Origin of the sequence: Pseudomonas sp. A-RE-22 (assembly GCF_019956035.1) — a bacterium.
In the GTDB taxonomy this organism is placed as follows: domain Bacteria; phylum Pseudomonadota; class Gammaproteobacteria; order Pseudomonadales; family Pseudomonadaceae; genus Aquipseudomonas; species Aquipseudomonas brassicacearum.
The window spans coordinates 46743-68916 of sequence record NZ_JAHBCZ010000015.1; the positions used below are offsets into that span (position 1 = coordinate 46743).

The window sequence follows — 22174 nt, forward strand, 5'->3', positions numbered from 1 at the left end:
GAGCTTGCTCCGGGCGGCGATCCAACGATGGGGCCAGCCCTGACGCCACAGAACCCACGGGCATTTCCCGGAGAACCAAAATGACTGACACCCCCCTGTCCCCCGCCGAGTTCGAAGCCGCCCTGCGTGCCAAGGGCGCGTATTACCACATCCATCACCCTTATCACGTGGCGATGTATGAAGGCCGCGCGACTCGCGAGCAGATCCAGGGCTGGGTCGCGAACCGTTTTTACTACCAGGTGAATATCCCGCTCAAGGATGCCGCGATCCTGGCCAACTGCCCGGACCGGGAAATCCGCCGCGAGTGGATCCAGCGCCTGCTCGACCACGACGGCGCTCCCGGCGAAGACGGCGGCATCGAAGCCTGGTTGCGGCTGGGCCAGGCGGTGAGCCTGGACCCCGATCAACTGCGCTCCCAGGAGCTGGTGCTGCCCGGAGTGCGTTTTGCGGTGGATGCCTACGTCAACTTCGCCCGCCGGGCCTGCTGGCAAGAAGCCGCCAGCAGCTCGTTGACCGAACTGTTCGCCCCGCAGATCCACCAGTCGCGCCTGGACAGTTGGCCCCAGCATTACCCATGGATCGACCCGACCGGCTATGAATACTTCCGCACCCGCCTGGGCCAGGCCCGGCGTGATGTGGAACATGGCCTGGCGATCACCTTGCAGCACTACACCACTCGCGCAGGTCAGGAGCGCATGTTGGAGATTCTCCAGTTCAAACTGGACATCCTCTGGAGCATGCTCGATGCCATGAGCATGGCCTACGAATTGAACCGCCCGCCCTACCACAGCGTGACCGGGCAACGGGTGTGGCACAAAGGGATCACCTTATGAGTTTCGATCGCAGCAAAACCCCGCGCTGGCGCCCCGGCTATCGCTTCCAGTACGAACCGGCCCAGAAAGGCCACGTGCTGCTCTATCCTGAAGGCATGATCAAGCTGAACGACAGCGCTTCGCTGATCGGTGGCCTGATCGACGGTGAACGGGATGTCGCGGCCATCATCGGCGAGTTGGCGAAGCAGTTTCCCGACGTGCCGGAACTCGGTGACGATATCGAGCAATTCATGGAGGTCGCCCGTGCACAGCATTGGATCGAACTTGCCTGACACCACCGGTCTGCCGCCCAAGCCTGAGGTCGGCTTGCCGCTGTGGTTGCTGGCGGAGCTGACCTATCGCTGCCCGCTGCAATGCCCCTATTGCTCCAACCCGCTGGACTTCGCCGAGCAAGGCCAGGAGCTGAGCACCGAGCAGTGGTTCAAGGTCTTTCGCGAAGCCCGCGAGATGGGCGCCGCGCAGCTGGGTTTTTCCGGCGGCGAGCCGCTGGTGCGCCAGGACCTGGCCGAGCTGATCGGCGAGGCGCGCAAGCTGGGTTTCTACACCAATCTGATCACCTCCGGCATCGGCTTGACCGAGCAGAAAATCAGCGACTTCAAGAAGGCCGGCCTCGACCATATCCAGATCAGCTTCCAGGCCAGCGACGAGCAGGTGAACAACCTCTTGGCCGGCTCGAAGAAAGCCTTCGCGCAAAAACTGGAAATGGCCCGGGCGGTGAAGGCCCACGGCTATCCGATGGTGCTGAACTTCGTGACCCATCGGCACAACATCGACAAGATCGATCGCATCATCGAGCTGTGCATCGCCCTGGAAGCCGACTTCGTCGAACTCGCCACGTGCCAGTTCTACGGCTGGGCGCAGCTCAACCGCGTCGGCCTGCTGCCCACCCGGGAGCAACTGGTACGCGCCGAGCGTGTCACCAACGAATACCGCGCCAAGCTGGAAGCGCAAGGCAACCCGTGCAAGCTGATCTTCGTCACGCCGGACTACTACGAAGAACGCCCCAAGGGCTGCATGAATGGCTGGGGCAGCATTTTCCTCACCGTCACGCCGGACGGCACGGCATTGCCCTGTCACGGTGCCCGCCAGCTGCCGGTGCAATTTCCCAACGTGCGCGACCACAGCATGCAGCACATCTGGTACGACTCGTTCGGCTTCAACCGCTTCCGCGGTTATGACTGGATGCGCGAACCGTGCCGTTCCTGCGATGAAAAGGAGAAGGACTTCGGCGGCTGCCGCTGCCAGGCGTTCATGCTCACAGGCGACGCCAGCAACGCCGACCCGGTGTGCAGCAAGTCCGAACATCACGGTGTGATTCTCAAGGCGCGGGAAGACGCTGAGCACGCTACGCAAACCATTGAACAATTGGCCTTTCGCAATGAACGAAACTCGCGCCTCATCGCCAAAGGCTGAGCCTTTCAGCGCCGCCCAGGCCGTCGCCGCCGGCACCGACTTCGCCGAACTGCAGCTCGGGCCGTTGGGCCTGTTCTGGAATGAATACCGCCCCGCAGACGGCGCCTGCCGGATCTGGCATTGGCAAGACGCCATACCCCGCTGCCTGACACCGGACGGGTTCAGCGCGCGCAGCCGGGTCTATGAATACGGCGGTGGATCATTCTGCCTGAGCCACGACGGTGTGCTGTTCGTCAATGAGGCCGACCAGCAGCTGTACCACCAATCCCTGAACGACGAACACCCCGTGGCGCTGACCTCGGGTGACTGCCGTTATGGGGATCTAGGCTTCGCCGACGGCCAGGTATTGGCGGTGGAAGAACAGGCCAACCAGCATCGGCTGGTGTCGATCGGCTTGGCGGATCATCAGCGGCATCTGCTGGCCGAAGGTGCAGATTTCTATGCTTCACCGACCCTGAGCCCGGACGGTCAACGGCTCGCCTGGATCGAGTGGAGCCGTCCGCATCAACCCTGGACCGCAACGCGCTTGATGCTGGCTGAGCGCAACGCTACGGGGTGGGGTGCGCCGCGCTGTGTCGCGGGCAACGGTGAAGAGGAGTCCATCCAGCAACCACGCTTCGATGCGGCCAGTCGTCTTTATTGCCTGACTGATCGCGGCGGTTATTGGCAGCCTTGGAGGGAATCGGCCCAGGGCCTGGAACCGCTGCCTGCCGCCCAAGCCGATCACGCCCCAGCGCCGTGGCAACTGGCTGGCTGCACCTGGCTGCCGCTGGGCGAACACACGTACCTGGCCAGCTGGACCGAAGCAGGTTTCGGGCGCCTGGGTCTATGCCACGGTGACGATGTCGATGAAGACTTCACCGGCCCCTACACCCGCTTTCGCAGCCTGGCGCTGGATGAACGGTTCATCTACGCCGTTGCAGCCTCGCCGACCCGGCCATCGGCGGTCATTGCCATTGAGCGGCATAGCCACGAAGTGGCCGTGCTGGCCGGCGGCGTCACGCCATTGCCCGTCGAACAGATCAGCCGTCCTCGCACCCTGCGCTATCCGTCCACGTCAGGGGAGGCCCACGGTTTTTTCTACCCAGCCATGAACGCACCCGCAAAGCCGCCATTGGTGGTGTTCATTCACGGCGGCCCCACCTCGGCCTGTTATCCCCTGTTCGACCCGCGTATCCAGTATTGGACCCAGCGTGGCTTTGCCGTCGCCGATCTCAACTACCGCGGCAGCAGCGGCTATGGCCGGGCCTATCGGCAGGCGTTGCATTTGAATTGGGGCGTGGTGGATGTCGAGGACGCCTGCGCGGTGGTCGCGTATCTGGACGAACAAGGCTTGGCCGATGGCCGACGTGCGTTCATTCGAGGCGGCAGTGCCGGTGGCTACACGACGCTCTGCGCCCTGGCATTCCATGATGTATTCCGCGCCGGCGCCAGCCTCTATGGCGTGAGCGATCCTGTCGCCCTGGCCCGTGCTACGCACAAGTTCGAAGGTGATTACCTGGACTGGTTGATTGGCGATCCGCAACAAGACGTCGAGCGTTACCGCGCCCGTACCCCGCTGCTGCACGCCGGGAACATTCGCGTGCCAGTGATCTTTTTCCAGGGTGAACTGGACGCCGTGGTCGTGCCGCAGCAAACCCGCGACATGGTCAACGCTTTACAAGCCAACGGCGTGGCGGTCGAGGCGCACTACTATCCCGATGAACGCCACGGTTTTCGCAAGGCCGCGAACCAGGCCCATGCGCTGGAGCATGAGTGGTTGTTCTATCGCAAGGTGATGGATAGCGACCTTTAGGCAAAAAACTGTGGGAACAAGCTCGCTCCCACAGGGGGTCTATAACCGATGAATTCAGCGCTTGGCGATGATATACACCGCATGCACGATGCCAGGGATATAACCCAGCAACGTCAGCAGGATATTCAGCCAGAAAGCCCCGCCGAAGCCGACCTGCAGGAACACCCCCAGTGGCGGCAGCAGGATGGCGATGATGATGCGAATGAAATCCATGGATGACTCCCTGATCGACGATGGCCAAATTGCCATATAGCTCATTGACCCCAGGCCGCTCGCCAGGGTTCAGTGAAACGCAACCAGAAGCAGCCCCGATGGTGGGCGCCTGCCAGGAACAAAAAACGCAGGCAAAAGAAAACCCCGCCGAAGCGGGGCTTTGCAGACTGTTTCCCTGACATCCATTTCACTCTGCCGTCCTGGCAGAATCCTACGTGTCCATGTTGTTACTTTGCGCGTCCTGCGCTACATCCATGGAAGCTAGATTATCCCTGGATCCAATCCGCCGATAGAGGGAAAACGCCAGCACGATGTGTAAGAGAATGCTTACACATCGTCATGATTTCAGAACTGGCCGGCTTCCAGCAGGAACAGCGACTCGCTGCCCGCCTTGACCGAAGCGCTCAAGGAATGAATACGCGGCAGCAGGCGGGCGAAATAGAACCGCGCCGTACCCAGTTTGCTCGCGTAGAAATCATCCTGGCTTTCTTTGCCCAAGGCCGCCCTGGCCATCAGAGCCCACATGTACGCATACGCGGTGTAGCCAAACGCCTGGAGGTACTCCACCGACGCCGCGCCGATTTCGTTCGGGTTGCTTTTCGCCCGGTCCAACAGCCAGTCGGTCAACTCGTCCAGCGTGTCGACAGCGCTGTTCAACGGCTTGATGAACTCCGCCAGATCGCTGTTCGCGGTGGCAGTAAAGTGACGGATTTCATCGGCAAACAACTTGTAGAACGCACCGCCGCTGCCGACGATCTTGCGCCCCACCAAGTCCAGCGCCTGGATACCGTTGGTACCTTCGTAGATCTGGGTGATACGCACATCGCGCACCAGTTGCTCCTGGCCCCATTCACGAATGTAACCGTGGCCGCCGAACACCTGTTGACCATGGACTGTGGTTTCCAGGCCCAGGTCGGTCAGGAAAGCCTTCGCCACCGGTGTCAGCAACGCCACCAGGTCTTCGGCGCGCTTGCGCGTGACTGGGTCTTCGCTGAACTTGGCGGTGTCCAATTGCATCGCCACGTAAGTGGAAAATGCCCGGCCACCCTCGTTCGAGGCCTTCATGGTCAGCAGCATCCGGCGCACGTCGGGGTGGACGATGATCGGGTCAGCGACCTTGTCCTTGTTCTGCGCACCGGTTGGCGAACGGCTTTGCAGGCGGTCACGGGCATATTCGATGGCATTCTGGTAGGAGCGCTCACCGGAGGCCAGGCCTTGGATACCGACGCCGAGACGTTCGTAGTTCATCATGGTGAACATGGCCGCCAGGCCCTTGTTCGGCTCGCCGACCAGATAACCCACGGCTTCGTCGAAGTTCATCACGCAGGTGGCGGATGCCTGGATGCCCATCTTGTGTTCGATTGATCCGCAGTTGGCCGCGTTGCGCGCGCCCAGGCTGCCGTCGACATTGACCACGAACTTGGGCACCAGGAACAGCGAGATGCCCTTGGGGCCTGCCGGCGCGTCCGGCAGTTTCGCCAGCACCAGGTGAATGATGTTCTCGGTGAGATCGTGTTCACCGCCAGTGATGAAAATTTTCGTACCGCTGACCTTATAGGAACCGTCGGCCTGGGGTTCGGCCTTGGTGCGGATGATCCCCAGGTCCGTACCGGCATGAGGCTCGGTCAGGCACATGGAACCGGCCCAGACGCCGGCGTACATGTTCGGCAGGTACGCCGCTTTCAGTTCTTCGCTGGCATGGGCATTGATCGACAGGCAGGCGCCAGCGGTCAGCATCGGGTACAAGCCGAAGGACAAGCTGGCGGAGTTGACCATTTCCTCGACCTGGGCCGAAACGGCCTTGGGCATGCCCATGCCGCCGTACACCGGGTCACCGCCGACACCGACCCAACCGCCTTCAGCGTAAGTTTTGTAGGCCTGTGGGAAACCTGCCGGCGTGGTGACGGCGCCGTCGGCCCAGTGGCAACCTTCTTCGTCAGCGGCGCGGCTGAGGGGCGCGATGCTTTTGCTAGTGACTTTGCCGGCTTCTTCAAGGATCGCTTCGACCGTTTCGGCATCCACGGTGTCGGCCAGCGCCGGCAATTGGGCCCAGAGTTTCGCGACCTCGAACACTTCATTGAGGACGAAGCGCATATCGCGCAGGGGCGCTTTGTAGTCAGCCATGGCAAACCTCGCAGGATCTAAACAGTTGGTTCGTAAAAGACGGTTTTCGCAATGACCTGAGTGTACCTCAACAACTTTTGCGACACATAGGGTCAACCCATGACCGTTTTGTTATTTTTAGTCACCAGGAAAGATCGCAGGCTTCGCCAGCTCCTACAGGGAATGCGCATTTCCATGTAGGAGCTGGCGAAGACTGCGATCTGTTGGCATTTCCTCTAAATCAAAGCGCAAACAACTCCGCCGGCAGCTTCATCAGGCAATCACTCCCGGCCTCGACGGCAGCCCGATGGGCGGTCGTGCGCGGCAGCAGGCGCTTGAAGTAAAACTCACACGTCGCCAATTTACCCCGGCAGAAATCCCCATCACCCTGGCCGCTGTCGACTTGCGCCTGGGCAACCAAGGCCATCCGCAACCACAGGTAGGCCAGGATGATGTAGCCGCTGTACATCAGGTAATCCACGGAGGCGGCCCCCACTTCATCGGGATTCTTCATGGCAGCCATGCCGACCCGGGTGGTCAGTTCGCCCCATTGCTGGTTGAGCCCATTGAGTTGCTCGACGTAATCCTTGAACTGCGGATGCCCGGCATTCGCGGCGCAGAATTTATGGACGATCCGGGTAAAACCACGCAATAGCTTGCCCTGGCTGCCCAGAACCTTGCGCCCCAGCAGATCCAGGGCCTGGATGCCATTGGTGCCCTCGTAGATCGGCGCAATGCGGCAATCTCGCACCAACTGCTCCATGCCCCACTCACGAATAAAGCCGTGACCGCCAAACACTTGCATGCCGTGGTTGGTCACCTCCAGCCCGGTGTCGGTCATGAAGGCCTTGCAGATCGGGGTGAGGAACGCCAGCAGGTCCTCGGCCTCCTGGCGGGCGGTTTCGTCCGCACTCAGGTGCGCGGTATCGAGCAATTGCGCGGTGAAATACGTCAGCGCCCGGTTGCCTTCGTTGAAGGCTTTCATGGTCAGCAACATCCTGCGCACATCGGGATGGACGATGATCGGGTCGGCGACCTTTTCCGGCGCCTTGGGGCCGGTCAGCGCGCGCATCTGCAAACGGTCGTTGGCGTACTTGATGGCGCCCTGGAAGCTCGCCTCGCCCAGGCACAGGCCCTGCATGCCGGTGCCGAGCCGGGCGTGGTTCATCATGGTGAACATGCAATTGAGGCCCTTGTTCGGCTCGCCGATCAGGAACCCCTTGGCCCCATCGAAGTTCAGCACGCAAGTGGCCGAGGCCTTGATACCCATCTTGTGCTCGATCGAGCCACAGGACACGCCATTGCGCGGCCCGGCCTCACCCGTGGCGTCGGGCAGGAACTTGGGCACGATAAACAGCGAGATGCCCTTGGTCCCGGCGGGAGCGTCCGGCAACTTGGCCAGCACCAGATGGATGATGTTATCGCTCATGTCGTGTTCACCGGCGGAAATGAAGATCTTGCTGCCGGAGATCGCATAGCTGCCGTCGGCCTGGGGCACGGCGCGGGTCTTGATGATGCCCAGGTCGGTGCCGCAGTGGGCTTCGGTCAGGCACATGGTGCCGGTCCACTGGCCGGCGGTGAGTTTGCTCAGGTAGGTCTGTTTCTGTTCCGACGTGCCGTGGGCATGGATCGCCGACATGGCGCCGTGAGTCAGGCCTGGGTACATTCCCCAGGAGGTGTTGCTGGAGCCGATCATCTCGCTGATGACCAGGCCCAGGGAGCTGGGCAAGCCCTGGCCACCATACGCCGGGTCCGCCGCCAGCCCATGCCAGCCGCCCTCCACGTACTGTGCGAAAGCCTGCTTGAAGCCTGTCGGCGTGGTGACTACGCCGTTGTCGAAATGGCAACCCTCTTCGTCACCGGAGCGATTGAGCGGCGCCAGAACGTTCTCGCAGAACCTGGCGCCTTCCTCGAGGATCGCACTGACCATGTCCGGGCTGGCATCGCTGGCGCCCAGCTCGGCATAGCGACCATGGAAATCGAAGACGTGATCGATCAGAAAGCGCATGTCGCGCAGGGGGGCTTTGTACTCGGGCATGGTGGTTTTCTCCGGTAGCAGATCGTTGCAACCTACTGCCGGCCACCGAGGCCCACAATCACAGTCCAGACGCTGAATGCGCCGTCATCACTCAACCCGCGGCAGTCTCCATGCGCACCGCACCGCGGCGGTTCTGCCCGAAGGCAATCACACAGTTACGCCCCGCGCCCTTGGCGTTATAGAGCGCCTGGTCGGCGGACTTGAGCACTTCTTCAGGCGTGCGCTGCTCAAGGCGTTCCGCGACGCCGATGCTGACCGTCACCGAGACGCTGGACGCACCGGCGCCAGAACGGCGCTGACGGCCTTGTTGATCGTCCTGGGGGCGACTGTCGGGGTTGCGCAGCTGGATGGCGTACGTCTCGATGGACTGGCGGATGACCTCCAGATGGGGCATGCACTCGTCGATGGTCTTGCCGGCGAACACCAGGGCAAACTCCTCACCGCCGTAGCGATACGCCCTGCCGCCACCGCCGATCTTCGACAATTTGCTGGCGACCAGGCGCAGCACCTGGTCACCCACATCGTGGCCGTGGGTGTCGTTGAATTTCTTGAAGTGGTCCACATCGCTCATCGCCAGCACATAGTTGCGCCCCAGGCGCTGCATGCGTTCGTTCAGCGCCCGCCGGCCCGGCAGGCCGGTGAGTTCGTCACGGAAGGCCATTTGATAGGCCTCATGGGCGACCGCCGCGGCGATCATCAACATCACCTGGCTGCACATGATGTTCAGGGTGAACGGCAGGATGAAGGTTTTCGGCAACATCCAGAACAACCCCAGCACCCCCACCAATTGCGCAGCATGCAGTGGCCGGGGGTTACGCCAGTATTGCCAGGCCAGCAGCAGGAACGCGGCGGCGAACATCGGGTAAGACAATTGGATCAAGCTCATCCAGGCGCCGTGCAACGCCGGCCAGCGGATCTCCGAGAGCCACAACAGCAAGGCCTGGGGAAAACTCTGCTCCAGGGCCAGCGCCACGCTGCCAAAGACCAGCAACACCGCGAACCGGGCCACCATGTCTTGGAACAAGTGGGTACGCTCCTGCCACGCGGCGAACAGCCCAAACAACAGCGGCAGCAACAGGCAAACGAGATGGAACACCACCGCCGCGTCTTCACGCACCTTGCCGTTATCGCGGTAGAAGTCAGTCTGGGTGTCCAAGAGGAAGTAGGCGATGTACACCGTGACCATCAGAAACAGCTCACGTTGACGTCGGTAGACCGCGCAATACGCCCCGCCCAGCAATAACACCAGGGTCGGGAGAACGTTGAACAGCGAGGTGAAGAAAACATTGAGATCCTTGACGTAGGCAGCCGCAAGCCCCGCCAGCAACAGCAGCAATGACGGTAGGAAATGGCTCAAACGTACAGCGGAAGAACGCGGCAAGGGTAAAGCTCCAACCCGGCTGATCAAAGATGGCATTGTGCCTGCAACTGGAGCAGTAAGGCACGCGAGATGTGACAGATGTCACACTGCCATCGCTGTAACGGCAGAGGGGGCGGTTTTCTTAGGGTCGAGTTGGATGAATATTGTTTCAGAATCACAATTGATCCCTGTGTGAGCGAGCTTGCTCGCGATAGCGGTGTGTCAGCCATGACGGTGCGGACTGAACAAACGCCATCGCGAGCAAGCTCGCTCCCACAAGGGCCTGCGGTGGATACAGATTTGCGGCGGACATGAAAAAGCCGCTGCTCCCGAAGGAGCAGCGGCTTTTGGAAGAACCGCGTGAGGCTTAGTAGCCCAGCGCGAAGTCCTCTTCCTTCATGTCCATCAGGTTGTTGGCGCCCGACAGCATGGTTGCCACGTGGGTACGAGTACGCGGCAGGATGCGCTGGAAGTAGAAGCGCGCGGTCTGCAGCTTGGCGGTGTAGAAAGCTTCTTCAGTGGTACCGGCTGCGAGTTTTTCCGCCGCCAGGCGCGCCATGTCGGCCCAGAAATAGGCCAGGCAGGCGTAACCGGAGTACATCAGGTAGTCCACCGACGCTGCGCCGACTTCTTCGCGATCCTTCATGGCCGCCATACCGACCTTCATGGTCAGCTCGCCCCATTCCTTGTTCAGCGCAGCCAGGGGTTCTACGAACTCCTTGACCGCTTCGTTGCCTTCGTTGCCCTGGCAGAACTTGTGGACGATCTTGGTGAAGCCCTTGAGTGCCTCGCCCTGGGTCATCAGCACTTTACGGCCCAGCAGGTCGAGGGCCTGGATGCCGGTGGTGCCTTCGTACAGCATCGAGATACGGCTGTCGCGAACGTTCTGCTCCATGCCCCACTCGGCGATGAAGCCGTGGCCGCCATAGATCTGCACGCCGTGGTTGGCCGATTCGAAGCCAACTTCGGTCATGAACGCCTTGGCGATCGGCGTCATGAACGCCAGCAGCGCATCGGCCTTTTTCTTCTCTTCTTCATCCACGCCGTACTTGACGATGTCGACCTGCTTGGCGGTGAAGTAGACCATCGCCCGGTTACCCTCGGCGAAAGCCTTCATGGTCAGCAGCATGCGACGCACGTCAGGGTGGACGATGATCGGGTCAGCGGCCTTGTCTGGCGCTTTCGGGCCAGTCAGGGAACGCATTTGCAAGCGATCGCGGGCATATTTCAGGCCGCCCTGGAAGCCGATCTCGGCGTGGGCCAGGCCTTGCAGCGCGGTGCCCAGGCGTGCGGTGTTCATGAAGGTGAACATGCAGTTCAGGCCTTTGTTCGCCGGGCCGATCAGGTAACCGGTGGCCGCGTCGAAGTTCATCACGCAGGTGGCGTTGCCGTGGATGCCCATCTTGTGTTCCAGGGAACCGCAGCTCACCGCGTTACGCTGGCCGATGGAGCCGTCGGCGTTAGGCAGGAACTTGGGAACGATGAACAGCGAAATGCCCTTGGTGCCAGCCGGTGCGTCCGGCAGGCGCGCCAGCACGATGTGGACGATGTTATCGGCCATGTCGTGTTCACCGGCCGAAATGAAGATCTTCGTACCGGAAACCTTGTAGGAACCGTCGGCCTGAGGCTCGGCCTTGGTGCGCAGCATGCCCAGGTCCGTGCCGCAGTGCGGTTCGGTCAGGCACATGGTGCCGGTCCATTCGCCGGAAACCAGCTTGGTCAGGTAAGCCTCTTGCTGTTCGGGCGTACCGTGCTCGGAAATCGTGTTCATCGCGCCATGGGACAGGCCCGGGTACATGCCCCACGACCAGTTGGCTTCACCGACCATCTCGCTGACCGCCAGGCCCAGGGATTCCGGCAGGCCTTGACCACCGTGCTCGACGTCGTGGGCCAGGCTTGGCCAGCCGCCTTCGACGAATTGCTTGTAGGCTTCCTTGAAACCAGTCGGGGTCTTCACGCCGGACTCGCTCCAGGTGCAGCCTTCGATGTCGCCCACGCGGTTCAGCGGAGCCAGCACCTGCTCACAAAACTTGGCGCCTTCTTCGAGAATGGCGTCAACCATGTCCGGAGTTGCGTCCTGGCAAGCCGGAAGGCTCTGATAATGCGCTTCGTAGCCAAGCAGTTCGTCACGAACGAAGCGAATATCACGCAAGGGGGCCTTGTAGTCAGGCATAGCGATAAACCTCTGCTGATGTAACCGGGAATGAACGACCGCGTGGATTTGTTGTAGCGGTCAAACAGTTGTTTGAAACATACGTTTACGCCCAAATCTTGTCAAGCGCCGATCTTTTGCCGTTCGTCATCAGCCTGAGAAAAATGTCGGACACGGAAAATCCATCGCGCTGAAGAATCCGCGATGCGCATAGGAAAAGATTAGTTGAGCAATAAGACGTTAGAGACAAGAACGCCGCGAATAATCGCGGCGTTTTCGTAAATCTGAAGAGAAGGATCAGGCAAAGGTATCGATCAACGTACCGAGCATTTCATCGGATGCCTTGGCCACGTTCACGCCCAGTTGCACCTGGAACTTCCCTTGGGACAGTTCGACCATGTTGCTGGCCAGGTCCGACTGCTGGCTACGATCCACCGAACGCAGGCGATCGACCTGGACTTCGGACGACTGGCTGGTGACCGAACGCTCGATCGTATTGTTGGCGATCTGGCTGGAAGCCTGATCGACACGGTTCTGCCCTGTCTGAATCGTGCTCAGACCGGCATAGAACGCAGTACTTCCTGAGATTTCCATGGCAGAACTCGTCTTCTTGAAGGGTCGACAATGGTCATTGAAGCAGAACCCCAAGGAAAAGACCCGACAAAAACACTAATGGCACAGTGCCTTGCCATAGTAAAAACCTTCCCTCGATGATTAATCCAGCAGATCCAGGTGCAGATGCGCAGCCACGATATCGGCAGTGATGCCTTTGACCGTCGGTACTCGCCCCAGGCAAGGCGCTGGGAGGCGTTCGGCCAGGGTGGCGAGATTTTCTTCCAGGCGCGAGGTCTTGGGATCGATGATATTCGCCACCCAACCGGCCAGTTGCAGACCGTCCCGGGCGATGGCCTCGGCGGTCAGCAACGCATGGCTGATGCACCCCAGGCGCACCCCCACTACCAGGATCACCGGCAGGCCCAGGGCCATTGCCAGGTCCGAAAGATTATCCTGATCGGCCAACGGAACACGCCAGCCGCCCGCGCCCTCTATCAAGGTGAAATCGGCCTCCAGGGCCAGCACCTCACGCATTGGCCCCAGCAAGGATTGCACCGTCAGCGCCACACCGGCTTCCCGGGCGGCCAGATGCGGCGCGATGGCCGGCTCGAATGCCAGCGGATTGACCTGGGCATACTCAAGCGGCACCGAACATTCGGCCAGCAGCGCCAGGGCATCGGCATTGCGCAGGCCCTTGGCCGTCACGTCGCAGCCAGAGGCCACGGGCTTGCCGGCGGCGGTGCTCATGCCAGCCTGTCGCGCAGCATGCAGCAGGCCTGCCGCGACGGTGGTCTTGCCCACATCGGTGTCAGTGCCGGTAATGAAATAGGCCTGGCTCATAGCGGTTTCTCCAAAACGGCGTAGACCACCTGGTAAGTCGCCGGCAGTCCCTGCGCCTGACGAAACTGCTCATAGGCTTCAACCAGCGCCAGGATCCGCGCCCTGCCGGTCAAGCCGCCGGGGCGACCGGGGTTCAGATTGTGGGCGCCCAAGGCTTTCAATTCGTGAGTCAGGCTGCGCACGTCAGGGTAATGCAACACATGGGGACGGTTTTCAAGACTGACGACATTCAACCCGCTGGCCGCGCAAAGGTGTTGATACGTCTCGAACCCACGGAAACGGTTGACGTGCACCAAGCCATCCACCTGACGCCAACTGTCGCGCAATTCGTACAAAGTGCCCACGCAGAGACTGGTGAAGGCAAACACCCCACCCGGTTTCAACACACGATGGGCCTCGCTCAGCACCGCGGCAAAATCCGCACACCATTGCACCGCCAGGCTGGAGAACACCAGGTCGCAGCTCACCGCTTGCAAAGGCAACCGTTCAGCGTCGCCAGCGACAAAATGCGCGGCGCCACCTTGGGGACGAGCATGGTTGAGCATGCCCTCGGCAATGTCCAACGCCAGACCGGAGGCCACGCCAAAACGCGCGCCCAGGGCCCGGGTGAAGTAGCCGGTGCCGCAACCCAGGTCCAGCCAACGTTGCGGGATAAACGAAGACGGCAAGCGCCCGAGCAACTGTTGGCCGACGTCGCGCTGCAGTTCGGCCACGCTGTCATAGCTGGTTGCCGCCCGGGAAAACGAAGCCGCCACCTGGCGCTTGTCGGGCAAGGCACCGGGCAATTTTGGAAGAGACAAATCAGTCATCGCCGGACTCATGCAAAAAAGCCTGGATCGCCCCTGCGACGCCGTGTGGGTCCTCCAGAAGGAATCCGTGGCCGGCCTGTTCGATCAGGCCGATTTCAACATCCGGCAGCAAGACCAGCAACTCAGTCGCAGCTTCGGCCGGCACCAGGGCATCGAGCCCGGCGAACAGATGCAGTTGCGGGCCACGAAAGCTCTGCAATGCGGCGCGAGTGTCCAGTTGCGCCAACAGTTCGAGCCCGGCCATCAACACTTCGGGCGAAGCGCTTGGCGCCCCGGCCAATAACAACCGCGACAACCCGCGTGGATCGCTGCAGCCCTGGGCGCACAGCAAACTGAAGCGCTTGAGGGTCTGGCGTGGATCGGCCGCACAGCCGGCGAGAAAACCATTGAAGGTTTCGCCGTCCATCGCGCTTGGCCATTGCTCATGGGCGACAAAGGACGGATTGCTCGCCAGGGTCAGCAGGCCGCAGCAGCGCTCACCCCGACGCGCCGCCAGCGCCGAGGCCAGCATGCCACCCAGGGACCAGCCGCCCAGCCAGGCGTCCTGAGGTACGGTGGCGTCCAATTCTTCGAGCCATTCATTGGGATCATTCGACGCCAATGCCGGCAACGGCTCGATTTCCACCCGCAGATGTTCGTCGAGCCCTTGCAACGCCGCCGCCAGCGGCTCCAGCGTTGAAACGCCCAAGCCCCAGCCGGGCAGCAATATCAGTCGATCACGCATGGCTTGGCTCCGGTCCCAACAGGGCAAAACACTCGGCCAGTGCATTCAACAATAGCTGCACCTGGGCCTCGCTGTGGGCGGCGGTCAGGGTCACGCGCAAACGGGCGCTGCCGGCCGGTACGGTGGGTGGGCGGATCGCCGTGACCATCAGCCCGCGCTCACGCAGCATCTGCGACAAGCGCATGGCCCGTCCCGCATCGCCAATCAGGATCGGCTGGATCGGCGTGAAACTGTCCATCAATTGCAGGCCGATCTGCTCGGCGCCCTGGCGGAACTGACGAATCAGCACCTGCAAGTGCTCGCGCCGCCAATGCTCGCTGCGCAGCAGCTCAAGGCTCTTGAGCGTGGCGCAGGCCAGGGCCGGCGGTTGGCTGGTGGTGTAGATGTAGGGGCGAGCGAACTGGATCAGGCTTTCAATCAGTTCTTCACTGCCGGCGACAAAAGCCCCGGCGGTGCCAAAGGCCTTGCCCAGGGTGCCCACCAGAACCGGCACGTCATCCTGGCTCAAGCCAAAATGCTCGACGATCCCGCCGCCATGGGCCCCCAGTGGACCGAAGCCGTGGGCATCGTCGACCATCAGCCAGGCGCCCTTGGCCTTGGCTTCACGGGCCAGCGCCGGCAAGTCGGCAATGTCGCCGTCCATGCTGAACACGCCGTCGGTGACCACCAGGATATTGCCGGTGGCTTTCTCCAGACGGCTGGCCAGGCTTTGGGCATCGTTGTGCAGGTACCGGTTGAAACGCGCACCGGACAACAGCCCGGCGTCGAGCAGCGAAGCATGATTGAGGCGGTCTTCCAGCACCGTGTCGCCCTGCCCCACCAGCGCGGTGACCGCGCCGAGGTTGGCCATGTAGCCGGTGGTGAACAGCAACGCCCGGGGGCGGCCGGTCAGGTCGGCCAAGGCTTCTTCCAGGGCGTGATGCGGGCTGCTGTGGCCGATCACCAAATGGGAAGCGCCACCACCGACACCCCAACGGAGCGCCCCGGCGCGCCAGGCTTCGATCACTTGCGGGTGATTGGCCAGGCCCAGGTAATCGTTGTTGCAGAACGCCAGCAACGGCTGGCCGTCCACCACCACTTCCGGGCCCTGCGGGCTTTCGAGCAGCGGGCGCTGGCGATAGAGGTTGTCGGCACGACGGGCAGCCAGGCGTGCGGCGAGATCGAAGGGCATGCAGGCCTCAACTGTTTAGAGACTGGCCAAAGCCCCTTGTGGGAGCGAGCTTGCTCGCGATGAGGATATTACATTCAACATTTCTGTCGGCTGTTATACCGTCATCGCGAGCAAGCTCGCTCCCACAGGGTCTTGCATTCCAATCCGGGAATCGGTGAGTGGTCAAACAGCGGCGTTATAGAACTGCTCGCTGCTCTTCTGCTCCACCAGCGCCTGTTCAATCGCCGCCTGGTGCACTTCATCGGCATGTTCTTCGCGGGCTTCGGGCTGGATGCCCAGGCGTGCGAACAGCTGCATGTCCTTGTCGGCTTGCGGGTTGGCGGTGGTCAACAGCTTGTCGCCATAGAAAATCGAGTTGGCACCGGCCAGGAACGCCAGGGACTGCATCTGCTCGTTCATCGCTTCACGGCCGGCGGACAGGCGCACATGGGACTGGGGCATCATGATCCGCGCCACGGCGAGCATGCGGATGAAATCGAATGGGTCGACGTCCTCGGCATTCTCCAGCGGCGTGCCAGCAACTTTGACCAGCATGTTGATCGGCACCGATTCCGGGTGCTCCGGCAGGTTCGCCAGTTGGATCAGCAGATTGGCGCGGTCGTCCAGGGATTCGCCCATGCCGAGGATGCCGCCGGAGCAGATCTTCATCCCCGAATCACGCACATAGGCCAGGGTTTGCAGGCGCTCGCTGTAGGTGCGGGTGGTGATGATGCTGCCGTAGAACTCCGGCGAGGTATCGAGGTTGTGGTTGTAGTAGTCCAGGCCGGCCTGGGCCAGCGCTTCGGTCTGTTCCTGGTCGAGGCGGCCCAGGGTCATGCAGGTTTCCAGACCCATGGCCTTCACGCCCTTGACCATTTCCAGCACGTACGGCATGTCTTTGGCCGACGGGTGCTTCCAGGCCGCGCCCATGCAGAAACGGGTCGAACCGATGGCCTTGGCCCGTGCAGCCTCTTCGAGGACCTTCTGCACTTCGAGCAATTTCTCTTTATCCAGGCCGGTGTTGTAGTGACCGGACTGCGGACAATATTTGCAATCTTCCGGGCACGCGCCGGTCTTGATCGACAGCAGAGTGGAAACCTGGACGCGGTTGGCGTCGAAGTGCGCGCGGTGCACGGTCTGCGCCTGGAACAGCAGGTCATTGAATGGCTGGACGAAGAGTGCTTTGACTTCGGCCAAAGACCAGTCATGACGCAGGTTGGCAGTGGTGCTGGCGCTCATGGGCATTTCCTTGATTATGCTTGGCTGGCGCCTGGGGCATGGAATACCCACAGGCGCGACACGGATGTTCGGCATATTTAAGGAAGAGTCATGCGCTGTCAACCACGACACAAAGGACCGGTTTACATCTGGTTAAAAAACAAACAATCCTGCCTACTGTGTGGCGAAAGCACCGATACGCCACAACCTATCTGCACGCCCTGCGAAAGCGAGCTGCCCTGGCTCGGCGATCAATGCAGCGTCTGCGCCTTGCCGCTGCCCATGGCTGGAATGCGTTGCGGACAATGCGCCTCGCAACCGCCGGCCTTCGAGCGGGTCCTGGCGCCCTGGGCCTACGACTTCCCGGTGGACAGCCTGATCACCCGTTTCAAGCACCAGGCGAAATGGCCCCTGGGCCGGCTGATGGGCGAATTGTTGGCGCAGTCGCTGCAACATCATTTCGACGAAGGGCTGGAGCGGCCCGACGCACTGGTACCGGTGCCACTGGCGACCCGCCGTTTGCGCCAGCGCGGTTTCAACCAGGCAGCGCTGCTGGCCCGCTGGCTCAGTGGGCCGTTGGCGATCCCTTGCGAAGAACACCTGCTGCGACGCACCCAGGACACCCCCGCCCAACAGGCACTCGATGCCAGGGCCCGGCGGCGAAACCTGCGTCAGGCCTTTGCCCTGGCGCCGCAGGCTTCCTTGCGCAACCGTCACTTGGCGTTGGTCGACGATGTGCTCACCACCGGCGCCACCGCCCAGGCGCTGGCTGCCCTGCTGCTCGATGCCGGCGCTGCGCGGGTCGATGTGTATTGCCTGGCGCGCACGCCGAAACCCGATGACTCGGCTTGACGCGCCGCGCCCAAGGCGCCAACGTCCGTCCATCAGCCATTGCCCACAGTTTTCCGTCATGTCATTGCCCACGCTTCTGACCCAGCACATCGTTCGGCGCCCGCAACGCATTGCGCTGCTGCAACACATCGCCGAACAAGGCTCGATCACCCGCGCTGCCAAGAGCGCGGGCCTGAGCTACAAGGCGGCGTGGGATGCCATCGATGAGCTGAACAACCTGGCGGACCAACCGTTGGTGGAACGCAGCGTCGGCGGCAAGGGCGGTGGCGGTGCCAAGTTGTCGGAGGAAGGCCAACGCGTGCTGCGCCTGTATCAGCGCCTGCAAGCGTTGCAGACGCAACTGCTGGAAGCGAGCGAGGATGCCGGCGACCTGGGCCTGCTCAGTCGCCTGATGCTACGCACCAGCGCCCGTAATCAACTGCATGGCAAGGTCCTGGGCATCGAGGCCCAGGGCCACAACGACCGGGTACGCCTGGAGCTGGCCCGGGGCCTGCTCATCGAAGCCCAGATCACCCACGACAGCACGCTGCGCCTGGAGCTGGATGTCGGCACCGACGTGGTGGCGCTGATCAAGGCTGGCTGGCTGCAATTGCACCCTGTCGAGCAAGCGGAAAAACCGGGGATCAATACGCTGCGCGGCATGATCGAACAGGTCGACGCCGCCAAAGACGGCCCCAGCGAAGTGCGCATCAGCCTGCCCAACGGCCAGACGCTGTGCGCCCTGGCCGACCCGCTTGAGCTACAAAAGCAGCATCTGGAAAGCGGCTCACCGGTGCAAGTGACGTTTTCAGCGACAAATGTGCTGCTCGGCACACCGTTGTAGCGCGCTGCAACAATAGTTTCATCGGCCCGCTTTAAGGTGACTGCCAAAACCAGCAGGGAGCCTGAGATGAGCCTATTAGAAGAAAACCAATCCACCGACCTGGAAAAGATCGTCGGCCTGAGCCGGCGCAGCTTCATCAGCGCCGGCGCCCTGTGCGGCGCGGCGATGTTCCTGGGCGGCAACCTGCTGAGCCGCAGCGTCCTGGCCGCCGCCGTGAGCGAAGGCAACAGCCGGCTGCTGGGCTTCAACAGCATCGCCGCCGCCACGGCCGACACCATCACGTTACCGCCAGGCTACAAATCCTCGGTGCTGATCAGTTGGGGCCAGCCGCTGCAGAAAAATGCACCGGCCTTCGACCCCAGTGGCAACGGCACCGCCCGCGCACAGGAAGTGCAGTTCGGCGACAACAACGACGGCATGAGCCTGTTCCCGTTCCCCGGCGACAATAACCGGGCGCTGATGGCGATCAACAACGAATACACCAACTACCGCTACCTCTTCCCCCACGGCGGCCAGCCGCAGTCGGCTGAAGACGTGCACAAGGCCCAGGCCAGCGAAGGGGTGTCGGTGATCGAGGTCCAGCGTCGTCGCGGCCAGTGGCAGTTCGTCCAGGAATCGCGCTACAACCGCAGGATCCACGGCAACACGCCGATCCGCCTGCGCGGCCCGGCCGCCGGCCACGACCTGCTGAAAACCAGTGCCGACAAGAGCGGCAAGAAAGTCCTGGGGACGTTCCAGAACTGCGCCAACGGCATGACGCCATGGGGCACTTACCTGACCTGCGAAGAAAACTTCACCGACTGCTTCGGCAGCAGCAAGTCCGACTTGCAGTTCGATGAAGCGCAAAAACGCTATGGCGCCACCGTCACCAGCCGCGAGATCAACTGGCACCTGTACGATCCGCGCTTCGACCTGGCGAAGAACCCCAACGAACTCAATCGTCACGGCTGGGTAGTGGAAATCGACCCGTTCGATCCGCAATCCACACCGGTGAAACGCACCGCCCTGGGCCGCTTCAAACACGAAAACGCCGCCCTGGCGCAGACCAATGACGGTCGCGCCGTGGTGTACATGGGCGATGATGAGCGCGGTGAGTTCATCTACAAGTTCGTCAGCCGCGAGCGCATCAACCCGCGCAATGCCCAGGCCAATCGCAACCTGCTGGACCATGGCACCTTGTACGTGGCGCGCTTCGATGCCGGCGACGGCAACCCGGACCACCCCAAAGGCAAGGGCCAGTGGATCGAGTTGACCCACGGCAAGAACGGCCTCGACGCCAGCAGCGGCTTCGCCGACCAGGCCGAAGTGCTGATCCATGCACGCCTGGCCGCCAGTGCCGTGGGCGCCACCCGCATGGACCGCCCGGAGTGGATCGTGGTCAGCCCGAAAGACGGTCAGGTCTATTGCACCCTGACCAACAACTCCAAGCGTGGCGAAGACGGCCAACCGGTAGACGGGCCAAACCCTCGGGCCAAGAACGTCTACGGGCAAATCCTGCGCTGGCGCACCGACCGCGACGACCATGCGTCCAAGACCTTCGACTGGGACCTGTTCGTGGTAGCCGGCAACCCGACGGTACACGCCGGCACGCCGAAAGCCGGATCGTCCAACATCAACCCGCAGAACATGTTCAACAGCCCCGATGGCCTGGGCTTCGACAAGGCCGGCCGGTTGTGGATCCTCACCGACGGCGACTCCAGTAACGCCGGGGACTTCGCCGGCATGGGCAACAACCAGATGCTCTGCGCCGACCCCAACAGTGGCGAAATCCGCCGCTTCATGGTCGGGCCGGTGGGCTGCGAAGTGACCGGGATCAGTTTCGCGCCGGACCAGAAGGCCTTGTTCGTCGGGATCCAGCATCCTGGGGAAAACGGCGGTTCGACCTTCCCTGAACACTTGCCCAACGGCAAGCCGCGGTCTTCGGTGATGGTGATTACCCGTGAGGATGGCGGGGTCATCGGCGCCTGACTCTGATCGTTCCCACGCTCTGCGTGGGAATGCAGCCAGGGACGCTCCGCGTCCCCAAAGCGTAACGCGGAGCGTCACATGAGGCGTTCCCACGCTGAGCGTGGGAACGATCACCGACAGCCACCACCTATCTGCCTCTGTCTGCGCTACCATGCTGGGCCGGACGCGGCAGCCCTGCCGCTGCGCAGGAGTCAGCATGTCCCATCCGTTTGAAACCCTCACGCCCGACCTGGTACTCGATGCCGTTGAAAGCATCGGCTTTCTCAGCGACGCCCGCGTGTTGGCCCTCAACAGTTATGAGAACCGCGTCTACCAGGTCGGCATCGAAGATTCCGAGCCGCTGATCGCCAAGTTCTATCGCCCTCAGCGCTGGACCAACGAAGCGATCCTGGAAGAGCACAGCTTTACCTTCGAGCTGGCCGAATACGAAGTACCCGTGGTCGCGCCGCTGATCCACAACGGCACCAGCCTGCACGAACACGCCGGGTTTCGTTTCACCCTGTTTCCCCGTCGCGGCGGCCGTGCACCGGAGCCGGGCAACCTCGATCAGCTCTATCGCCTGGGACAATTGCTCGGGCGCCTGCACGCGGTCGGGGCGACCCGTCCGTTCGAACATCGTGAAGCCCTGGGCGTGAAGAACTTCGGCCACGATTCGCTGGCCACCGTGCTGGCAAGCGGCTTCGTCCCGCGTAGCTTGCTGCCGGCCTACGAGTCGGTCGCCCGGGACCTGCTCAAGCGCGTCGAAGAGGTCTACGCCGCCACGCCCCACCAGAACATCCGCATGCACGGCGATTGCCACCCGGGCAACATGATGTGCCGTGACGAGGTGTTCCACATCGTCGACCTGGACGACTGTCGCATGGGCCCGGCGGTGCAGGACTTGTGGATGATGCTCGCCGGCGATCGCCAGGAATGCCTGGGGCAATTGTCGGAATTGATGGACGGCTACCGTGAGTTCCACGACTTCGACCCGCGGGAATTGGCGCTGATCGAGCCACTGCGGGCGCTGCGCCTGATGCACTACAGCGCCTGGCTGGCGCGACGCTGGGACGACCCGGCGTTCCCGCGCAGCTTCCCGTGGTTCGGCAGCGAACGTTATTGGGGCGACCAGGTGTTGGCGTTGCGCGAGCAACTGGCGGCGCTCAATGAAGAGCCGTTGAAACTATTCTGACCCTACTGCTGGTCCCCCCGTGGGAACGAGCTTGCTCGCGATGGCGATCGAACATTCGACACCTTTGTCGACTGACACACCGCTATCGCGAGCAAGCCCGCTCCCACAGGGGATCTGCGGTGATTGTGCACAATACTCACAGCGCAACCAGACAAAT

General features: G+C 62.1%; 19 protein-coding genes. 8 read left to right on the top strand and 11 right to left on the bottom strand.

The genetic code is table 11. From position 1 onward, the window contains the following. The first annotated feature begins 80 nt into the window (after positions 1 to 80). Genes pqqC through KGA89_RS09880 form a run of 4 tightly spaced genes read left to right on the top strand, consistent with a single transcriptional unit; the run spans position 81 to position 4041 of the window. Positions 81 to 833 (top strand): pyrroloquinoline-quinone synthase PqqC, encoded by a 753-nt coding sequence (pqqC, locus tag KGA89_RS09865; protein ID WP_223471403.1) that lies wholly within the window; start codon positions 81 to 83, stop codon positions 831 to 833. Then, positions 830 to 1105 carry a pyrroloquinoline quinone biosynthesis peptide chaperone PqqD gene (pqqD, locus tag KGA89_RS09870; protein ID WP_204127318.1) on the top strand — a complete coding sequence of 92 codons (276 nt, stop codon included), beginning with the start codon at positions 830 to 832 and terminating at the stop codon, positions 1103 to 1105. Before pqqC ends, pqqD begins: the two co-directional genes overlap by 4 nt. Next, complete coding sequence (pqqE, locus tag KGA89_RS09875; RefSeq protein ID WP_223471405.1) at positions 1077 to 2246, top strand: pyrroloquinoline quinone biosynthesis protein PqqE; 1170 nt, start codon at positions 1077 to 1079, stop codon at positions 2244 to 2246. The genes pqqD and pqqE overlap by 29 nt, the downstream gene beginning before the upstream one ends. After that, positions 2212 to 4041 carry an alpha/beta hydrolase family protein gene (locus KGA89_RS09880; protein WP_223471406.1) on the top strand — a complete coding sequence of 610 codons (1830 nt, stop codon included), beginning with the start codon at positions 2212 to 2214 and terminating at the stop codon, positions 4039 to 4041. The genes pqqE and KGA89_RS09880 overlap by 35 nt, the downstream gene beginning before the upstream one ends. A gap of 54 nt (positions 4042 to 4095) precedes the next feature. Here KGA89_RS09880 and KGA89_RS09885 read toward each other — a convergent pair whose 3' ends face one another. The 11 genes from KGA89_RS09885 to bioB form a co-directional block, all read right to left on the bottom strand. After that, a complete protein-coding gene (locus KGA89_RS09885) occupies positions 4096 to 4254 on the bottom strand; it encodes a YqaE/Pmp3 family membrane protein (protein WP_003177654.1) in 159 nt (52 codons plus the stop codon). 345 nt (positions 4255 to 4599) lie between these two features. Continuing rightward, on the bottom strand, positions 4600 to 6378 hold the full coding sequence (locus KGA89_RS09890) for an acyl-CoA dehydrogenase C-terminal domain-containing protein (protein ID WP_223471407.1): 1779 nt from the start codon (positions 6376 to 6378) through the stop codon (positions 4600 to 4602). Between the two features lie 220 nt (positions 6379 to 6598). After that, a complete protein-coding gene (locus KGA89_RS09895; RefSeq protein ID WP_223471408.1) occupies positions 6599 to 8395 on the bottom strand; it encodes an acyl-CoA dehydrogenase C-terminal domain-containing protein in 1797 nt (598 codons plus the stop codon). A gap of 91 nt (positions 8396 to 8486) precedes the next feature. Next, a complete protein-coding gene (locus KGA89_RS09900; protein ID WP_003206228.1) occupies positions 8487 to 9776 on the bottom strand; it encodes a GGDEF domain-containing protein in 1290 nt (429 codons plus the stop codon). A 346-nt stretch (positions 9777 to 10122) separates the two neighbouring features. Next, positions 10123 to 11928, bottom strand: coding sequence for a phenylacyl-CoA dehydrogenase (locus KGA89_RS09905; RefSeq protein WP_003206230.1), 1806 nt, complete (start codon positions 11926 to 11928; stop codon positions 10123 to 10125). Positions 11929 to 12204: 276 nt separating this feature from the next. Next, positions 12205 to 12501 carry a pyrroloquinoline quinone biosynthesis protein PqqE gene (locus tag KGA89_RS09910; RefSeq protein WP_214509874.1) on the bottom strand — a complete coding sequence of 99 codons (297 nt, stop codon included), beginning with the start codon at positions 12499 to 12501 and terminating at the stop codon, positions 12205 to 12207. Positions 12502 to 12621: 120 nt separating this feature from the next. Continuing rightward, positions 12622 to 13302, bottom strand: coding sequence for a dethiobiotin synthase (bioD, locus tag KGA89_RS09915; protein ID WP_223471409.1), 681 nt, complete (start codon positions 13300 to 13302; stop codon positions 12622 to 12624). Next, positions 13299 to 14111, bottom strand: coding sequence for a malonyl-ACP O-methyltransferase BioC (bioC, locus tag KGA89_RS09920; RefSeq protein ID WP_223471410.1), 813 nt, complete (start codon positions 14109 to 14111; stop codon positions 13299 to 13301). The genes bioD and bioC overlap by 4 nt, the downstream gene beginning before the upstream one ends. Further along, on the bottom strand, positions 14104 to 14835 hold the full coding sequence (locus tag KGA89_RS09925; protein ID WP_223471411.1) for an alpha/beta fold hydrolase: 732 nt from the start codon (positions 14833 to 14835) through the stop codon (positions 14104 to 14106). The genes bioC and KGA89_RS09925 overlap by 8 nt, the downstream gene beginning before the upstream one ends. Continuing rightward, complete coding sequence (bioF, locus tag KGA89_RS09930) at positions 14828 to 16006, bottom strand: 8-amino-7-oxononanoate synthase (RefSeq protein ID WP_223471412.1); 1179 nt, start codon at positions 16004 to 16006, stop codon at positions 14828 to 14830. The genes KGA89_RS09925 and bioF overlap by 8 nt, the downstream gene beginning before the upstream one ends. A 162-nt stretch (positions 16007 to 16168) precedes the next feature. Next, a complete protein-coding gene (bioB, locus tag KGA89_RS09935) occupies positions 16169 to 17224 on the bottom strand; it encodes a biotin synthase BioB (protein ID WP_063324077.1) in 1056 nt (351 codons plus the stop codon). Between the two features lie 90 nt (positions 17225 to 17314). Between bioB and KGA89_RS09940 the strand changes: the two genes are divergently transcribed. The 4 genes from KGA89_RS09940 (at position 17315) to KGA89_RS09955 (ending at position 22017) form a co-directional block, all read left to right on the top strand. Continuing rightward, entirely contained in the window at positions 17315 to 18055 is a 741-nt protein-coding gene (locus tag KGA89_RS09940; RefSeq protein ID WP_223471414.1) for a ComF family protein, read from the top strand. A gap of 58 nt (positions 18056 to 18113) precedes the next feature. Further along, complete coding sequence (locus KGA89_RS09945; protein ID WP_223471416.1) at positions 18114 to 18878, top strand: TOBE domain-containing protein; 765 nt, start codon at positions 18114 to 18116, stop codon at positions 18876 to 18878. A gap of 66 nt (positions 18879 to 18944) precedes the next feature. After that, positions 18945 to 20846, top strand: coding sequence for a PhoX family protein (locus KGA89_RS09950; RefSeq protein ID WP_223471418.1), 1902 nt, complete (start codon positions 18945 to 18947; stop codon positions 20844 to 20846). A gap of 196 nt (positions 20847 to 21042) precedes the next feature. Beyond that, positions 21043 to 22017: a serine/threonine protein kinase gene (locus KGA89_RS09955; RefSeq protein ID WP_003206247.1), complete on the top strand. Its 975-nt coding sequence runs from the start codon at positions 21043 to 21045 to the stop codon at positions 22015 to 22017. Positions 22018 to 22174 lie beyond the last annotated feature (157 nt).

Excerpts from the sequence above, each read along its gene's own strand:
- pqqC (WP_223471403.1), top strand. The coding sequence starts at position 81 with ATGACTGACACCCCCCTGTCCCCCGCCGAGTTCGAAGCCGCCCTGCGT.
- pqqD (WP_204127318.1), top strand. The coding sequence starts at position 830 with ATGAGTTTCGATCGCAGCAAAACCCCGCGCTGGCGCCCCGGCTATCGC.
- KGA89_RS09880 (WP_223471406.1), top strand. The coding sequence starts at position 2,212 with ATGAACGAAACTCGCGCCTCATCGCCAAAGGCTGAGCCTTTCAGCGCC.
- KGA89_RS09885 (WP_003177654.1), bottom strand. The coding sequence starts at position 4,254 with ATGGATTTCATTCGCATCATCATCGCCATCCTGCTGCCGCCACTGGGG.
- KGA89_RS09890 (WP_223471407.1), bottom strand. The coding sequence starts at position 6,378 with ATGGCTGACTACAAAGCGCCCCTGCGCGATATGCGCTTCGTCCTCAAT.
- KGA89_RS09895 (WP_223471408.1), bottom strand. The coding sequence starts at position 8,395 with ATGCCCGAGTACAAAGCCCCCCTGCGCGACATGCGCTTTCTGATCGAT.
- KGA89_RS09905 (WP_003206230.1), bottom strand. The coding sequence starts at position 11,928 with ATGCCTGACTACAAGGCCCCCTTGCGTGATATTCGCTTCGTTCGTGAC.
- KGA89_RS09910 (WP_214509874.1), bottom strand. The coding sequence starts at position 12,501 with ATGGAAATCTCAGGAAGTACTGCGTTCTATGCCGGTCTGAGCACGATT.
- bioD (WP_223471409.1), bottom strand. The coding sequence starts at position 13,302 with ATGAGCCAGGCCTATTTCATTACCGGCACTGACACCGATGTGGGCAAG.
- bioC (WP_223471410.1), bottom strand. The coding sequence starts at position 14,111 with ATGACTGATTTGTCTCTTCCAAAATTGCCCGGTGCCTTGCCCGACAAG.
- KGA89_RS09925 (WP_223471411.1), bottom strand. The coding sequence starts at position 14,835 with ATGCGTGATCGACTGATATTGCTGCCCGGCTGGGGCTTGGGCGTTTCA.
- bioF (WP_223471412.1), bottom strand. The coding sequence starts at position 16,006 with ATGCCCTTCGATCTCGCCGCACGCCTGGCTGCCCGTCGTGCCGACAAC.
- bioB (WP_063324077.1), bottom strand. The coding sequence starts at position 17,224 with ATGAGCGCCAGCACCACTGCCAACCTGCGTCATGACTGGTCTTTGGCC.
- KGA89_RS09940 (WP_223471414.1), top strand. The coding sequence starts at position 17,315 with ATGCGCTGTCAACCACGACACAAAGGACCGGTTTACATCTGGTTAAAA.
- KGA89_RS09945 (WP_223471416.1), top strand. The coding sequence starts at position 18,114 with ATGTCATTGCCCACGCTTCTGACCCAGCACATCGTTCGGCGCCCGCAA.
- KGA89_RS09950 (WP_223471418.1), top strand. The coding sequence starts at position 18,945 with ATGAGCCTATTAGAAGAAAACCAATCCACCGACCTGGAAAAGATCGTC.
- KGA89_RS09955 (WP_003206247.1), top strand. The coding sequence starts at position 21,043 with ATGTCCCATCCGTTTGAAACCCTCACGCCCGACCTGGTACTCGATGCC.